General features: G+C 67.7%; 15 protein-coding genes. 10 read left to right on the forward strand and 5 right to left on the reverse strand.

What is annotated here, in order from left to right; translation table 11 throughout:
- Nucleotides 1-1,193, forward strand: a protein-coding gene (locus tag JNB_RS01570; protein ID WP_237700583.1) for an IS3 family transposase whose coding sequence is annotated in 2 segments (ribosomal slippage) — nucleotides 1-279 and nucleotides 282-1,193 — 1,191 coding nt in all. Because the reading frame shifts where the segments join, the coding sequence is not laid out codon by codon here.
- Nucleotides 1,194-1,258: 65 nt separating this feature from the next.
- On the forward strand, nucleotides 1,259-1,669 hold the full coding sequence (locus JNB_RS01575) for a hypothetical protein (protein WP_009774636.1): 411 nt from the start codon (nucleotides 1,259-1,261) through the stop codon (nucleotides 1,667-1,669).
- Between the two features lie 145 nt (nucleotides 1,670-1,814).
- On the opposite strand, the gene JNB_RS01580 is transcribed toward JNB_RS01575, so the two are convergent.
- Nucleotides 1,815-2,984 carry a protein kinase family protein gene (locus JNB_RS01580; protein ID WP_009774638.1) on the reverse strand — a complete coding sequence of 390 codons (1,170 nt, stop codon included), beginning with the start codon at nucleotides 2,982-2,984 and terminating at the stop codon, nucleotides 1,815-1,817.
- Between the two features lie 319 nt (nucleotides 2,985-3,303).
- On the opposite strand from JNB_RS01580, the gene JNB_RS01585 reads away from it, so the two are divergent.
- Entirely contained in the window at nucleotides 3,304-3,915 is a 612-nt protein-coding gene (locus JNB_RS01585) for a hypothetical protein (protein ID WP_148232273.1), read from the forward strand.
- A 107-nt stretch (nucleotides 3,916-4,022) separates the two neighbouring features.
- Here JNB_RS01585 and JNB_RS01590 read toward each other — a convergent pair whose 3' ends face one another.
- Nucleotides 4,023-4,970: a DUF6615 family protein gene (locus tag JNB_RS01590; RefSeq protein WP_148232274.1), complete on the reverse strand. Its 948-nt coding sequence runs from the start codon at nucleotides 4,968-4,970 to the stop codon at nucleotides 4,023-4,025.
- Between the two features lie 79 nt (nucleotides 4,971-5,049).
- Here JNB_RS01590 and JNB_RS01595 point away from each other — a divergent pair, with 79 nt between their 5' ends.
- Nucleotides 5,050-5,502 (forward strand): hypothetical protein, encoded by a 453-nt coding sequence (locus tag JNB_RS01595; protein WP_009774641.1) that lies wholly within the window; start codon nucleotides 5,050-5,052, stop codon nucleotides 5,500-5,502.
- Nucleotides 5,503-5,535: 33 nt separating this feature from the next.
- Here JNB_RS01595 and JNB_RS01600 read toward each other — a convergent pair whose 3' ends face one another.
- Nucleotides 5,536-6,621, reverse strand: a complete 1,086-nt coding sequence (locus tag JNB_RS01600; RefSeq protein WP_148232275.1) for a polyprenyl synthetase family protein — start codon at nucleotides 6,619-6,621, stop codon at nucleotides 5,536-5,538.
- A 71-nt stretch (nucleotides 6,622-6,692) separates the two neighbouring features.
- Here JNB_RS01600 and metF point away from each other — a divergent pair, with 71 nt between their 5' ends.
- Nucleotides 6,693-7,580: a methylenetetrahydrofolate reductase [NAD(P)H] gene (gene metF, locus JNB_RS01605; RefSeq protein ID WP_009774643.1), complete on the forward strand. Its 888-nt coding sequence runs from the start codon at nucleotides 6,693-6,695 to the stop codon at nucleotides 7,578-7,580.
- Between the two features lie 190 nt (nucleotides 7,581-7,770).
- On the opposite strand, the gene JNB_RS01610 is transcribed toward metF, so the two are convergent.
- Complete coding sequence (locus tag JNB_RS01610) at nucleotides 7,771-8,292, reverse strand: YbaK/EbsC family protein (RefSeq protein ID WP_009774644.1); 522 nt, start codon at nucleotides 8,290-8,292, stop codon at nucleotides 7,771-7,773.
- A gap of 135 nt (nucleotides 8,293-8,427) precedes the next feature.
- Between JNB_RS01610 and JNB_RS01615 the strand changes: the two genes are divergently transcribed.
- From JNB_RS01615 to JNB_RS01630, 4 genes are read left to right on the forward strand one after another with little or no spacing between them, the layout of a single operon-like run.
- Nucleotides 8,428-8,745, forward strand: coding sequence for a DUF6504 family protein (locus JNB_RS01615; RefSeq protein WP_009774645.1), 318 nt, complete (start codon nucleotides 8,428-8,430; stop codon nucleotides 8,743-8,745).
- Between the two features lie 5 nt (nucleotides 8,746-8,750).
- Nucleotides 8,751-9,161, forward strand: coding sequence for an SAV_6107 family HEPN domain-containing protein (locus JNB_RS01620; protein ID WP_009774646.1), 411 nt, complete (start codon nucleotides 8,751-8,753; stop codon nucleotides 9,159-9,161).
- Entirely contained in the window at nucleotides 9,158-13,006 is a 3,849-nt protein-coding gene (locus JNB_RS01625) for a DNA polymerase III subunit alpha (protein ID WP_009774647.1), read from the forward strand. Before JNB_RS01620 ends, JNB_RS01625 begins: the two co-directional genes overlap by 4 nt.
- 52 nt (nucleotides 13,007-13,058) lie before the next feature.
- Nucleotides 13,059-13,532 (forward strand): iron chaperone, encoded by a 474-nt coding sequence (locus JNB_RS01630; protein ID WP_009774648.1) that lies wholly within the window; start codon nucleotides 13,059-13,061, stop codon nucleotides 13,530-13,532.
- A gap of 28 nt (nucleotides 13,533-13,560) precedes the next feature.
- Here JNB_RS01630 and JNB_RS01635 read toward each other — a convergent pair whose 3' ends face one another.
- Entirely contained in the window at nucleotides 13,561-14,151 is a 591-nt protein-coding gene (locus JNB_RS01635; RefSeq protein WP_009774649.1) for a carboxymuconolactone decarboxylase family protein, read from the reverse strand.
- Between the two features lie 17 nt (nucleotides 14,152-14,168).
- On the opposite strand from JNB_RS01635, the gene JNB_RS01640 reads away from it, so the two are divergent.
- Nucleotides 14,169-15,104, forward strand: a complete 936-nt coding sequence (locus JNB_RS01640; RefSeq protein ID WP_237700584.1) for a methyltransferase domain-containing protein — start codon at nucleotides 14,169-14,171, stop codon at nucleotides 15,102-15,104.
- The last annotated feature ends 2 nt before the right edge of the window (nucleotides 15,105-15,106 follow it).

Consider the following 15,106-nt stretch of genomic DNA (forward strand, 5'->3'; position numbering starts at 1 on the left):
ATGGCGAAGGCATATCCCAAGGAGTTCCGCGACGACGTCTTGGCAGTGGCCCGCAAGGGCGACGCTGCGATGTCCCAGATCGCGAAGGACTTCGGAATCTCCGAAGGCACGCTGTCCAACTGGCTCAAGCGGGCGGACATCGAGGACGGCAACCGTCCCGGCGTGACCGACGCCGCCCGTATGGAGTCTCGGGAGAAGGACAAGCGGATCCGGCTCCTTGAGCAGGAGAACGAGGTCCTGCGGCGTGCCGCTGCCTATCTGTCGCAGGCCAACCTGCCGGGAAAATAGTCTTCCCTCTCGTCCGCGAATTGGCCGCGACCGGTGCCCGCATCAGGGTGCCGGTCGCGGTGGCGTGCAGGGTCCTGGGCTGGTCGACCCAGGGGTACTACAAGTGGCTCAACGCCCCCGTCAGTCAGCGGGACTGGGATGACGCGCACGTCATCGAGGTGATCCGGGGGATCCACGAAGACGACCCCACGCTGGGCTACCGATTCATCGCCGACGAGCTCGAGGACCACAACGTCCAAGCCTCAGAGAACCGTGTGTGGCGGCTGTGCTCGACCGCAGGGATCTTCGCCTCGCACCACCGGCGCAGGGGCAAGGCCGGCAAGCCCGGACCGGCCGTGCACGATGACCTGCTCGCCAGCGTCGACGAGAAGGGCCGGGTCACCCACGACTTCACCGGCGCTGCGACCGGACCGAACCAGGTGTGGCTGACCGACATCAGCGAGCACCCCACACGTGAGGGCAAGCTCTACCTGTGCGCGGTCAAGGACGTGTACTCCAACAAAATCGTGGGCTACTCCATCGACTCACGGATGAAGTCGTCCCTGGCCGCATCGGCGCTGCGGAACGCGATCGCGCTGCGCGCACCGGTGAGCACGATCGTGCACTCGGATCGGGGCAGCCAATTTCGTTCGAAGAAGGTCGTGCGCCTGCTGAAGAACAACGGCCTGCGCGGGTCGATGGGTCGCGTCGGATCATCCGGTGACAACGCCGCCATGGAGTCGTTTTTCTCACTGCTGCAAAAGAACGTCCTGAACACGCGGCGTTGGGAAAGCCGCGATGAACTCCGGCTCGCGATCGTCATCTGGATCGAAACCAAGTACAACCGCCGCCGTCGCCAGCGGGCCCTGGGCAAGCTCACCCCGATCGAGTTTGAGATGATCTACGCAGCCGCAGAAGCGGCCTGAGAATCATCAACCCCGAGTGTCAACCAGACCGGGGGCAGTCCCGACAGCAGCCGATTCCACGGTCGTTGCTGTTCGGGATCGACGCCCCCGACAACCTCGCCCAAGGCATCGACCCCCATCGGCAACTCATGAAGCCGTACTGGGCGATGAACCGAATCGAGTACGGCCACCTGTTCTCCGACACCCGGCTGTTCATCATCTTCGGGTGCTCTCTTGGCGAATCGGACGGCTGGTGGTGGCGACGCGTCTACGAAGTGCTACACCTCCAGACCGACGCCGGAACGCCCCTGAGCGAACTCATCATCTACTGGTGGAGCCCTGTCGCCAGCCCCGACACTAGGGAAGAAATACTCGACACCTTCTTCGCCGTCGCCGCAGGAGAGTCGGACGAACTCGAGCGCGCGAGCGTGGAGGACCGGATCCAGGTCGTGCTGTACTACGACGCCAGCCCGCCAGCCTTCCTCGCTACGCCGTGAGGTCGACTGACCCGGTCAGCGACCGGGTCAGCGACCGCCGAACTGACTGGGCGGCGTTGCTCTCCTCAGCCGCGACCCTAAATTGGTCCACGGCCACCACTGTGCGAGAACCACCCTGACCAGCCAGCATCGAGACCTGAGCGACCTACGCGGTTGTCTGAATAGGAGGAGCATCTAACTTCTCGACTTCGGCAATCAATTCGGTGACGGCTTGGTAGCGCTGGCCGACGTCGTTGACAGCGCATCGATGGATGATGCGGCCTACCTCGTCCGTCGCCGGCGGAAGAGACTCTCGCCCGGTAAAGATGTAGGCGAGGACGTGCCCGATGGCGTATATCTCGTTCACTACCCCGTAGTCCTTGAAGCTACTAAGTGTGGGATCGCGAACGGTCCCTTTCATCTCGGTTTGCGTCCGAGTGAACTCGCTCGTCTGGTCCTTTACCAGTCCGAAATCCGACAGTTTGACCAGGACTGCGCCAGAGTCGAAGACTTTCAACAGGATGTTCTGAAGGCTGACGTCGCGGTGAAGCAGGCCCTCGTGATGCAAGTAGTTCAAGCCGTAGAGGAACTGCAACGCAATGCGCTTCCGCGCGGCGAAGGACATGGTGCCATTCTTTTTGCGTATGTAATCGCGGAGCGTGGTGTCGCAGAACTCCATGCGGTACTCGTTGCGGGCCTCGTCGTAGCGATAGACCTCCACCACGTACGGGAAGCTCAGCCTCTTTAAGACCGCGAACTCCTGCTTGAAGCGTTCGAGGTCTCGTTCGTTCAGGTCCCTCTTGGCCCTCTTCACAGCGAAGTTGATGTTGTAGTCAGGGTCGACGTAGGAGTAAACGTGGGCGAAGGACCCGCTGCCAACCATCTTCAGCTCCACAGGCTCCTGGTGCTTATTCAGCTTGACGTGCTTGGCCGCATGGACGAACACCGGCTCGTAGGCGATGACCCCGATGGTTTCGAAGTCGTCAGGCACGGTACTGCCACCACTCGGGGAAAGCCAAGGGCGGCAACGCTCCAGTGCATCCTGGTAAGTGTCGGCAAACTCGACCTCCACCCCGGCCCGCTTCAAAGTGTGGAGGTCGGCCTTGATCTCTTGGATAAGGGACAGAAGGGCACGGCTGTTTTCGGCCCAGTAGTGCTGCGTGGTCTCGGCCCGTCCGTTGATGTCGGTGAAGTGCTCGTTCAGCCGTTCGTGGAGGACCGCGAACATGTGACCCCACTCCGGGTCCTCATAGAGGCGATCGAACGCTCGTGACGAGGGCACAGCCTCGTACTTCTCACGTAGATCGGTCAGCATGAACTCGACCGCGTTGGCCATCGATCCCCCTTTCTGAAGAAGACCCTATGCCCCGTCCAATCTCGGCAGGAGCACTTCCAGTGGCGTAGGGCCAACCGTGCCGCCGGACGATCGCCCGCTGTCGGCACCTCAGAACCGCTGATGAGACGCCATGCCGCCCGAATGCGCGTCGACTGTAGAGCTTCCTGGGGGGACCGGCTTCAGACCGCCGGGAGTCGGAATCCTGTCGGTTGGTTGCTTAAGCCAAACCTGCCTGGCGGGAATCGCGACTGGTGACAGAGCTTGGTGGCAAACTCGCATCCTCACGTGCGCGCACGGCCAGACACGGATGGGAATCACGATGACCCGCGAAAATGAAGGCATCCTCGAATCGGGTGAAGCCACTTACAGGGAGGCGCGCGAGGAAACGATCAGTCGCGGGCCATCACCCGAGACCGAAATGAAGTTGCGCCGCTCCCTGGCAGTCCTCAGATCCGCCATGGACCACCTCGAAGACACGCCGCTATTCGAGGAAGCTCACCGAGTGCTCGACGAAGCGGGCGAATTGGCGCGGACCGCCTACCCCGACGGGTGCCATCTCGAATACCGCGATAACGGCTACTTTCACGGATGCCCGGTCGCCCTCGCACACAGTCGAGTCGCGTTAAGCCCCGAACTACTCGTACGGGAAGCGGAGTGCTCCGTTTGTCATGGCGATCCTCGTACCTGCGACCACATTCCGGGAGAGATCTACAACGGACAGGTCTGCCACAGGCGGATCACTCGAGTCGACATTCTGGACATCATGCTCGTCGGGCGCCCCGCCACACCTGATGCCCGCATCCAGGAAATCTCGATCCCGACCCCTGAGATCGCGCGATCAATTGGTGAAAAATTCAAACCAGGCATCCCCGTCCTGTGCGACCGATGCCTCAAGCCCTGCAGTGGGGTTGCCCGGAATTTCGAAGACTGATGACTCCTTTGAGCTCGTCACCCTCTCGGCCCCTCGGGACGACTCAAGCCTCCGTGATCCCGTTCATGCCACCCGGCTCGAACTGTTCTCGGCCCGCCGACTCGCCGTCACATAGCAATAAGCACGACCCCAGCGACAGCCTCAGAAACCTCCGATGGTACGGACATGCCAGCCAACAAGTCGCGCACGTAGTTGGGTGGGTTCATTCGAAGCCCGCGCAACACGTGAGGAAAGTACGGAACGCCGAAGTGTCCTCGGTCGCCTGGAAGGTCTAGGAATACCTGTTCCCCAACTATTTGCAGACGTTCCGCCACTGCAGCCGACTTCTGATTCGCACGTCGGATCGAAACCGAGCGGAAGATTTGCTTCGCAATCTCGGACGGCCCTCTTTGCTCTTCAGTCAGGAATGCCCGAAGTTCGCTGCCTTCCGCCAGCTGCCTGAAGTTGACGTCCTTCACCACCCCGGCAGGTCGGGCAGTGTCGCCAAGATCCTCGAGCGGGACTCCCTCTGCCACGGTTAGGTCAAATAGCTGCAGTTTGGTCCTCGACAATGGCAGCGATAGTGCCGGCATCAGCGTGATCGCCATCCTTGTGCAACCCTGACACGGCACGACACCGCCATGTGTGCAGCCCATGCCCTCACGGAGGCTCGGCCCGCCCATGTAGACGCAGTAGACCGCCGGAACCTCGAACAAATCGGCGACAGCCATCAGGCTCTCCCGCTGCACACCACCACCGTGCGAAACGTCGACCGTCCACTTTCCGGCCCCACCCTTCACCCGCTTCGCCTGCACCAACATCCCGAAGCACACGCCCGACGAAAGATCCAACCACCACCACAACCAGTCCGCCCCTACCGCCGACTCCTGCGGCCGGTTGAACACCACCGGCTTTACATACGGCAACCCCGCCGGAAGGGAGATTTCCGTAACGGTCTCCTCTGACCACGTCAGACCAGCAAGGTCCATCTCTTCCATATGCGCCTCAGCACGCACGCGGACACGCGTTAGCGCTTCTAATAACGATGCCGACTTGAGCTGCTCCTCAGTAGTCACGAGGACAGTCTTACCAATGAGGTTCGGTCGCGTGCGAGACAGGCGGGCCGGTGGCCGCACTCGCTGAGATGATCGGCTGATGAGCCCGGAAAGTGAGCCCTCAGACCCTGCCGCCATCCGTCGACGCGAGGCGCGGGAGAACGCTGAGTACCACTACGCGGCCGCAGCGCGGGCGGCCGAGGCCGAGGCGCGACGTACGGCCCCGATGGTGGCGGCCTTCGCCGAGGCGATGCGGTCGGCGGGCGTCGAACCCTCCCGGCTGCGGGCATTCCCCTACAGCGGCCGCGGGACCCTTCGCACCGACGTCGTCGGCTGGTACGTGCGACGGGACCACCGGGCTGCCGTTGGTACGGACGGCCGCTGGTACGTCCTCGTCGTGGCGCCCAGCCTGCGCGGACGGTTGGCCGGCATCCACGTCGAGCCCAGCGACGCCCCACTCCAGGTCGGAGCGGGTGGCCGGGACGGTGACTCGGTGGCTCTGGACGTCCTGCTCCAGCTGCGTCTGGATGCCGGGCCCGACTTCCCCTCCTGACGCCTCAAAGCAAGGGAATTGGCACAGAGCCAGTCAGGCGGTGCGGGCGGTGCTGATCTCGACGAGCTGGTCGAGGACTGCTGCCGCGTCGGGGGCCACGCCAGTTGCGGCGGCGAGGGAGGCGCGGGCGCTCGTGGCGAGGCGGTCGATCTCGGCCTCGACCGCGTCGACGGCTCCGGAGGCGGTGATGAGCTCGCGCAGCGTGTCGATGGCGGCCGCGTCGAGTGACGCATTGCCCAGGGCGGTGCGGAGGAGTTCGCGGCCGGCGTCGTCGGTGCCGCTCAGCGTGTGTGCGATGAGGACCGTGCGCTTGCCCTCGCGCAGGTCGTCGCCGGCCGGCTTGCCGGTGGCCTCGGGGTCACCGAAGACGCCGAGCAGATCGTCGCGCAGCTGGAAGGCGTGACCCAGATCAAGACCATAGGACGAGAGGTGAGCAAGGTCAGCCTCGCCGAGTCCACCAGCCGTGGCGCCGATGAGGAGCGGGTGCTCGACGGTGTACTTGGCGCTCTTGTAACGGATGACCCGCTGGGCGCGCTCGATGCGTTCGCTCGCAGGCAGGCCGTCCCACGGGCGGACCGAGTCGACGACGTCGAGGAACTGCCCGGCCATGAGCTGGGTACGCATCCGGTCAAACACGACCCGACCGCGCGCCAAATCCTCGACACCCAAGCCGCTGGTGGCGACCAGTTCGTCGGTCCAGGTGAGGCAGAGGTTGCCGGCGAGGATGGCGCCCGCGACGCCGAACCGTGCGTCGTCGCCACCCCAGCCACGCTCGGTGTGGACGGCTGCGAGCGCTCGGTGAGCGGCCGGCATACCCCGTCGTGTGTCCGAGTCATCCATGACGTCGTCATGGATGAGCGCGGCGGCCTGGAAGAACTCCATGGCCGTCGCGAGGCGCACGAGCTCGTCGGAGTCGGCGCGACCGGCGGCGCGGTGTCCCCAGTAGAGGAACGCGGCACGCAGGCGCTTGCCCCCGGCCAGCAGGGAGCCCACGCGGTCGAGGAGGTCGGTGACATCGGGGCCGAGTTCGTGCAGGACGACGGCCTGGTGTCGCAGCTCTCCGTCGATGCAGGTCTGCACACGGGTGCGGAGATCTGCCTCGTCCAACGGGCTGGTCACGAACGCTCCTCGCATCTCACGGTGTGTGAGACCTGAGCCTACGGCCTGTCTGCTGGACTAATCTCACCCGCATGGCACCCCGCTCCATCCCCGGACTCCTCGCTGGCGAGCGACCCTCGGTGAGCTTCGAGTTCTTCCCGCCCAAGGACGACGCGTCCGAGGCGGCGCTCTGGGATGCCATCCGTCGGCTCGAGCGGGTGCGGCCCGATTTCGTGTCGGTGACCTACGGCGCGGGCGGGTCCACTCAGGACCGCACGGTCCGCGTCACCGAGCGCATCGCCCGCGAGACGACCCTCACCCCGTTGGGCCACCTGACCTGCGTCGGTGCCTCCGTCGAGGACATCCGTCGGGTCATTGGGCAGTATGCCGCAGCCGGGGTGCGCAACATCCTCGCCCTGCGTGGTGACCCGCCGGGCGAGCCCGGTGGCGAGTGGGTTGCCCACCCTGAGGGGCTCAACCACGCGACCGACCTCGTGGCGCTCATCCGCACGCTCGGCGACTTCACCATCGGCGTTGCTGCATTCCCCGACGTGCACCCGGCCTCGCCGAACCTCGACCACGACGTCGAGGTCATGATCAAGAAGGCCGACGCGGGTGCGAGTTTCGCCGTGACGCAGATGGTCTTCGATGCCGACAGCTATCTGCGGCTTCGCGATCGGGTCGCCGAGCACCGCGACCTGCCGATCACTCCCGGGCTCATGCCCGTCACCAACCTCAAGCAGATCACCCGCATGACCGAGCTCATGGGGACGCCACTGCCCGCGGCCGTCGTCGACCGGCTCCAGGCCGTGAGTGAGGACCCTGCCGCCGTGCGCTCCGTCGGTGTCGAGATCGCGACCGAGATCGCTCAGCGGATGCTCGCCGAGGGCGCGCCGGGACTGCACTTCATCACGATGAACCGTTCCACCGCGACGCTCGAGGTCTACGAGAACCTCGGGCTGTCGGCCGGCGCTCGCTGATCCTGCTTGCGCGGCTCCGCGGGATCTGAGTATCTCGGGCTCACCGAATCTGAGTATCTGTACTGATCCGGCCCCACCCGGTTGCCGCGAGAGTAGCCATGCGGCCGCGTGGCCAGGTCGGTGAGCGTGGAGGGGCGCTCGTCATCCCGGAAACGCGGCCGCGTTGCATTCCCTGAGGCGCCCAGTGCAGCTAGTCGACTTGGATGGCCTTGCCGCCCGTGACGCGAAGCAGCTCGTCGTAGGTCGTCCTGAAGACGGAGTGGCTGTGCCCGGCCGCTGCCCACACGTGGTCGTAGCTGCTGAGCGTCACGTCAACGACGGTGCGCAGGGGAGTGGGGTGCCCCACGGGGGCGACGCCGCCGATGGCGAAGCCGGTCCATTCGCGCACCTGCTCGGGGGTGGCCTTCTCGACGGCGGCAAGGTCGAGCAGCCCGGCAATGCGGTCCTGGTCGACCCGGCGACCACCCGAGGCGAGCACGAGCAGCGGCTCGATCGAACCGTCGTGACCACGTCCGGCGAAGACGAGTGAGTTGGCGATCTCGGAAGGGCTGATGCCGAGTGCTTCCGCAGCGGCCCGGGCGGTGCGGACAGCGTCGGGGAGGTATCGCACGACGGGCCGAACGTGGTGTGCCGCAAGGGTGCTCAGCACGGCAGCGACCGAGGGATGGTTGCTCAGGTCTCGTTCAGAGACCGTGTCCCCGGGCTGGCTCATGTCGTCAGCGTAAGGGCTTGACGGCGCGGTGTCCGGCGGTTGTACAGTGGAGTCATCGAACAGATGTTCGAACGTTTGGTGGTCGTCGTGATCGACCCACTCACTCCATCCCATCCTGCCTGAGGAGGCCATGTCGTGGTGCGCCGGTACGAAGAACGCGTCGAGGTGCGAGTCGAGGCGGCCGTGCCCGGCATCGATGGCTCGCTCGCCGTCCGATGCCGCCCACGGGCATTCGTCTGGCGCGGCCGCATCCTCGTCGTCCGTGAGGTCCTCGACGACTGGAGCGAACGTCGGTCGTGGTGGCGCGACCTCGGTGACCTCGGCGAGCGTCCTGAGCGGCACGTCTGGCGGGTCGAGGCCGGCAGTGCCGCGGGCACGGGTGTCTATGACCTCGCCTCCGACTCCGCCGACGGCTGCAGCGACCCCTGGGTCCTGCTCCGGGCGCAGGACTGATCGCCATGGGTGCCGCTCCCGCTCTTGCCCTCCTCGAACAGTCCCGACAGTGCCTTGCCGAGGCGTATGCCGCTGAGCTGGCTGCCGCTCGTTACGTCACCTCCCAGGATGCCGCGATGCGCGCTGCCGCGGCTCTCGTCGCCGGTCATGCGCGCCGCGGTCGCAGCCCTCGCCAGGACCTGTGGCCGCTGCTCGCGAGCCAGGCCCCCGAACTGGGGGAGTGGGCCGACTTCTTCGCGCTCGCGGCCGTGCGCCGTGAGCAGATCGAGTCACGCACGGCCCGGGTGTCGGTGCGCGAGGCCGACGACCTGCTGCGTGCCGCCGAGACGTTCGTCGAGGCCATCACCATCACCTTGGGTATGCCGCGTGGCGAGCGCGCTGCCCGCCGTCTCGCTGCCGCTCGCGACACCGCATGAACCCTGACTTCGTCCACCTGCATGTCGCGTCGGGCTACTCGATGCGGTTCGGGGCCTCGACCCCGGAGGACCTCGTCGAACGGGCCGCCGACGACGGGCAACCCGCGCTCGCGCTCACCGACCGCGACGGGCTCTATGGCGCGGTGCGGTTCGCGATGGCGTGTGGCAAGGCCGGTATCGCCCCCATCCTCGGGGTCGACCTCGCTGTGGGTGCGGAGCCGGTGCCGGGGCGGCCCGTGCGCAAGGTCCGCACCCCGGTGCGCGGTGGCGCAGTCGTCGACCAGCGACTGCCGCGGGTCACGGTCCTGGCGCGAGGACGCGCTGCCGGCACTGGTCGTGGGCTCGGGTGGGCGGCCCTGTGCCGGCTCGTCACCGACACCCACCTGCGGGGTGAGCGTGGACAGCCGGTGACGTTGCCGGACCTGCTCGCCCGCTGGTGCCGCGGCGGAGACCCCAGTTCAACGACCGACTTCGTGCCCCGCACGGACAACTCGCTGGCGCTCGCCGTCCGTGCGGGGCACGAAGTCGAGGAGCCGAGCCGGCTGCGGGTGCTGCTCGGGCCAGATTCCGACGTCGGGCGGGCGCTGCTGGCCCGTCGCCCCACCGAGGCCCGGGCCCTGCTCGAGAGGTGGCGCGCCATCCTGCCGCCCGACGCCCTGGCCATCGAGATCGTCGGCAACGGCGGACCCGAGGGCACCCCCGGCTCCCGCGTGCATGCCCGTCACCTGCTCGGCCTCGCCGACGAGGCTCGCGTGCCCGCAATCCTCACTGCCGCGGTCCGGCACGCCGACCGCGACGGCGTCCGCACCGTCGACATCCTCGACGCGGCCCGTCGGTTGGTCGTCCTCGACTCCCGCCACCTCGACCGGGTCACCGACGCCGGGCACCTCGCGACCAGTGAGGAGATGTGGCTGCGGGCCCTCGAGGTCACCGGCGACAACGGCCGGGCCGCCCAGCTCATCGGCGCCACCCTGGCGCTGGCCGACGAGTGCGTCCTGGACGCCCGAGCCGACCTCGGCATCGGTGCCGTCCACCTGCCCGAGCCGAGCATCCTGGGCATCGAGGCCGGGGTCGACCCGCACCAGGTCCTCACCGAGCGTTGTCGAGCCGCGGTCAACGGAAGGTTCCCCGCGCTGGGAGACGCGGCACGGCATACCGTGCTGTCGCGTCTTGACGACGAGCTGCGCGTCATCGCGGACCTGGGGTACCCCACCTACTTCCTCACGGTCGCGGAGGTGACCGACCTCATCAAGGCGAGGGGCGTGCGTGTCGCGGCTCGTGGCTCGGGTGCGGGGTCGCTCGTCAACTACCTGCTCGGCATCAGTGGGGTCGACCCGATCCGGCACGACCTGCTCATGGAGCGGTTCTGCTCACCGCTGCGCGCGGAGCTGCCCGACATCGACATCGACGTGGAGTCGGCGCGACGGACCGAGATCTATGAGGCGATCCTCGACCGCTTCGGTGGCGAGCGGGTGACGTGCGTGTCGATGATGGACACCTACAAGGTGCGGCACGCCGTCCGCGACGTCGGCGCAGCGCTCGGGATGCCGCCCATCGAGATCGACGAGATCGCCAAGGCGTTCCCGCACATCCGCGCCAAGGACGCCCGCAGTGCCATCGCGGATCTGCCCGAACTGCGTTCTCGCGGGCTGGATGCGCCCCGACTCAACACCTTCTTCGAACTCGTCGAACGCCTCGACGGACTGCCCCGACACATCGCCCTGCACCCGTGCGGTGTCGTCCTGTCCAACGCCGGCCTGCTCGACCGCACGCCCGTCGAGGCGAGCTGGCTCGGCTTCCCCATGAGCCACTTCGACAAGGACGACGTCGAGACGCTCGGGCTGCTCAAGCTCGACGTCCTCGGGATCCGGATGCAGTCGGCGATGGCCCACGCGGTGGCCGAGGTCCGGCGCGTCGACGGCGTCGAGGTGGACCTCGACGACGAGACGCAGGTGCCGCTCGAGGACCCGGCGACCTATCGGCTCATCCGCTCGACCCACACCCTGGGCTGCTTCCAGATCGAGAGCCCCGGGCAGCGCGAGCTCATCGGCAAGTTCGGGCCCGAGCGGTTCGGCGACCTCATCATCGACATCTCGCTCTTCCGGCCCGGACCGGTGAAGTCCGACATGATCCGGCCGTTCCTCGAGAGCCGGCACGGCTGGTCCAAACCGCAGCTTCTCCACCCGACTCTGGTGCCGGCCCTCGCCGAGACCGAAGGCGTCGTCGTCTTCCACGAGCAGGTCCTGCGGATCGTCGCCGAGACGACCGGGGTGACGCTCGCCCAGGCCGACGAGGTGCGCCGCACCATGGGATCGCCCAAGGGTCAGGAGGAGATCGAGGCGTGGTGGCGACCGGCGGCTCGGGCGCGGGGATACGCGCCCGCCGACGTCGACCTCATCTGGTCGGTGCTCAAGTCGTTCGCCTCGTTCGGGTTCTGCAAGGCGCACGCCGCGGCCTTCGCGCTGCCGACCTATCACTCGGCCTGGCTCAAGACGCACCACCCGGCGGCGTTCCTCGCGGGGGTCCTCACCCACGACCCGGGGATGTATCCCAAGCGCCTCATCCTCGACGACGCCAGATCGCTCGGCATCGCCGTCCTCGGGCTCGACGTCAACGGCTCGGGCGACACCTACCGCATCGAGCGGCTCGAGTGCGGTGGGGAGTCCGACTTCGTTCCGGTGCACCCTGATCTGCCCGATGCGAGTGACTACGGCATCCGGCTCTCGCTCACCGACGTCAAGGGCATCAGCGGGGCCGAGGTTGCGAGCATCGTTGCAGCACAGCCCTTCTCGAACCTCGGCGACTTCTGGTCGCGCGCCACCGTGAGTCGCCCGATCGTCGAGCGTCTCGTCATGGCCGGTGCGTTCGACTCCATGCACGGCATCGGAGGGTCAGGTTCCGGGCTGGGACGGCGCGGCCGGATCACCCGCCGTGACCTGCTGCTCCACGTCGGTGAGCTCGACCGGTGGGAGCGGGCGAGCACCGGACGGTCGTCGCGTCGGCGGATCCCACCGCCGGCTCTCGCGAGCGACCAGGTGCGCGAGCGTGCGGCCGCCCAGTCGCAGGCAGCCCGGCCGGTCGTGGCCGCCGCGGACCAGTCGGTCCAGCTCACCCTCGATCTCGGTGACCGACCCGAACTCACCCCCGGCACCGGTCTGCCCGAGATGACCGGCACCGAGCGGGTCCGGGCAGAGCTCGACGTCCTCGGGCTCGACGCCTCGGCGCACGTCGTCGAGTTCTACGGGCCGATGCTCGACGCGCTCGGAGTCGTCCGCAGCCGCGACCTGCTCCGGTCGCGGAGCAACAGCGAGGTGTGGGTCGCCGGGGTCAAGGTCGCGACCCAGACCCCACCCATCCGGTCGGGGCGCCGAGTCGTCTTCCTCACCCTCGACGACTCCACGGGTCCGGTCGACGCCACCTTCTTCGAAGACGTCCAGGGCCCTTATGCCGCAACGGTCTTCCACTCCTGGCTCCTGTTGGTGCGTGGTGTCGTTCGTCGAACGGGGTCCCGCGGGATCTCGGTCCGGGCGACCGGGGCCTGGGAGCTCGCGGGCCTCTGGGAGGCCTGGCGCGATGGTGGGCACGCGGCGGTCGTGCGCGCCCTCGAGAACGCCGATGCCGAGGCGATTGCCCGGGCACAGGCGGGGGAGAAGGAGGCCGATGCCCAAGGGAGGCGTCGAGTGCTCGTGCACGCGTCCGGGTTCAAGCAGTCGCCCTACGCCGACATCAAGCCGGCTGGTGCGCCCGCCAACGACGGGCACCTCGTCGCCTCGATCGCCGTGCCCGACCACGGCACGCCGTCACGCAAGCTGTGGCACTCCAGCCCCGGCAGCTCCGGCCACTGAGGTGGTCAGGAATCGAGAAGCACCTTCTGAGGCGCGTCCCTACGGTGAATTCATGACAACCACGACAGCAACCACGAAGACCGCATCCACCACGAGCACCACCACCGACGGATTCACCGCCGACGAGCGGGCCGCCATGAAGACGCGCGCCAAGGAGCTTCGCGCCGAGGCGAAGGGCGCCAAGGACAGGGCCGCCGGTGAAGCCGACCTGCTGGCCAAGATCGCCGAGATGCCCGACGCCGACCGCGTGCTGGCGCAGCGCATCCACTCGCTCGTCAGCGAGACCGCGCCGGAACTCATGCCGAAGACCTGGTACGGCATGCCGGCATACGCCAACGCCGAAGGCAAGGTCGTCCTCCACTTCAAGGCAGCCGCGAAGTTCGGCTCGCGCTACGCCACCCTCGGCTTCAGCGACTCCGCGCTCCTCGACGAGGGGACGGTGTGGCCGACCGAGTTCGCGATCACCCGGCTCACCGACGCCGACGAGAAGATGATCACCGCCCTCGTGACCAAGGCCGTGGCCTGAGGGTCTCCCGCCCCGAAGCCCGGTGGCCTCAGGTCCCGGCGACGGGGCGCCCGACCAGCATCGACTGGAGCTGCTCCACCGGGAACGCTCCGGCGGTCTGCGGGTCGGCCTGGACGCCGAGGGCGTCGAGGACGGCGGTGAAGAAGCACCTGGCCCCGACCGCGAGTGCCACATCCGTGATCTCCGCGTCCGAGAGCCCCGCCGCGTGCAGCCGGTCGATGTCCGACCGTTCGACCGACGCCGCGTCCATGGCCACCTTGGTGGCGAACTCATAGACCGTCCGGTCCTGATCATCCAGACCAGAGCCGTCCGGGTGCTCACAGATGGACGACAGGGTGGCTCCGTCGCCCGCGACGTCCCTGAGGAACTTCGAGTGGGCGACCGTGCACACGGTCGAGCGTCGGGCCCGGGCCGCCGCGATGGTCGCGATCTCGAAGCGCCGCCGGTCCATCCCTTCGCGGATGGTCTGGTTGAGGGAGGCCCAGGCCTGTGCCACGTCAGGCCGGTGGGAGAAGGCGCCTGCATAGTCCGGCAGGAAGCCCCACATGGTCTGTTGGGACGCGTACCACGTGCTGAGGTCATCGTCGGCCCGGTCGGGCTCGATTCGGGGGATGAACATGTCTCGAGTGTCCGACCGTGAGCCGGGCCGTGTCTGCCAAACGTGGGGACGCGCTGCGGCCGCGCCGCACCGCTCGGGAGGGCACGACGGTGTCGTGGCGGGCAACTAGGCTGGTGGGCGCGCGAGGCACCCTGCTGCGCGCGCTGCCCCAAGGGCACCTGACGAGAGGTGGATCCGTGACCGAGGACGCGACGATCGCACGCCGCACCGGGGTCTCGACCTCACCGCGCACCGCGGCGATGTGGGCAGCCGTCGATGAGGTCGTCCGCGCCCGCAGCGCCGAGCTCGAGCGCCCCCTCCGGGTCATCGACCTGGGTGGCGGCACGGGCGGCCTGGCGGTTCCGCTCGCCGTTGCCGGTCATGACGTCACGGTCGTCGACCCCAGTCCCGACGCGCTCGCGTCCCTGCGCCGCCGGGCCGCCGAGGCCCAGGCATCGTCACGGGTCAGCGCCGTCCAGGGGGACGCCGACACCCTGGAGTCCCTCGTCGGACGCGATCGGCCCGACCTCGTGTTGTGTCACGGCACCCTCGAATACGTCGACGACCCGCAGGCGACGCTCGCCCAGATCGCCGGCGTCCTCGCGCCGGGTGGCATCCTCAGCCTCGTCGTCCCGCAGCGTTCGGCCGCCGTCATCGCGCGTGCCCTCGCCGGCCAGTTCGTCCAGGCCCTCGCGGCCCTCGACCGACCCGACGGGCGCTGGGGCGACGCCGACCCCGTGCCGCGTCGCTTCGACCGCGCCGGTGTCGTCGGCCTCATCGAGGCCAGCGGACTCACGATCACTGGAGCACACGGCATACGCATCTTCAGTGATCTCGTCCCGTCGGCCCTCGTCGACTCCGACGCGGACCGGGCCGCGCTCCTCGACCTCGAGCGGGCCGTGGCAGCGCACCCGGAGTTCGCGGTCCTCGCCGACCTCGGCACGTCGCTGCACGTCATCGCCAGCCGACCCTGAGA

This window comes from Janibacter sp. HTCC2649 (genome assembly GCF_000152705.1).
In the GTDB taxonomy this organism is placed as follows: Bacteria; Actinomycetota; Actinomycetes; order Actinomycetales; family Dermatophilaceae; genus Knoellia.

Coding starts and splice junctions, on each gene's coding strand:
- JNB_RS01580 (WP_009774638.1), bottom strand. CDS start 2,984: ATGGCCAACGCGGTCGAGTTCATGCTGACCGATCTACGTGAGAAGTAC.
- JNB_RS01585 (WP_148232273.1), top strand. CDS start 3,304: ATGACCCGCGAAAATGAAGGCATCCTCGAATCGGGTGAAGCCACTTAC.
- JNB_RS01595 (WP_009774641.1), top strand. CDS start 5,050: ATGAGCCCGGAAAGTGAGCCCTCAGACCCTGCCGCCATCCGTCGACGC.
- metF (WP_009774643.1), top strand. CDS start 6,693: ATGGCACCCCGCTCCATCCCCGGACTCCTCGCTGGCGAGCGACCCTCG.
- JNB_RS01610 (WP_009774644.1), bottom strand. CDS start 8,292: ATGAGCCAGCCCGGGGACACGGTCTCTGAACGAGACCTGAGCAACCAT.
- JNB_RS01620 (WP_009774646.1), top strand. CDS start 8,751: ATGGGTGCCGCTCCCGCTCTTGCCCTCCTCGAACAGTCCCGACAGTGC.
- JNB_RS01625 (WP_009774647.1), top strand. CDS start 9,158: ATGAACCCTGACTTCGTCCACCTGCATGTCGCGTCGGGCTACTCGATG.
- JNB_RS01630 (WP_009774648.1), top strand. CDS start 13,059: ATGACAACCACGACAGCAACCACGAAGACCGCATCCACCACGAGCACC.
- JNB_RS01635 (WP_009774649.1), bottom strand. CDS start 14,151: ATGTTCATCCCCCGAATCGAGCCCGACCGGGCCGACGATGACCTCAGC.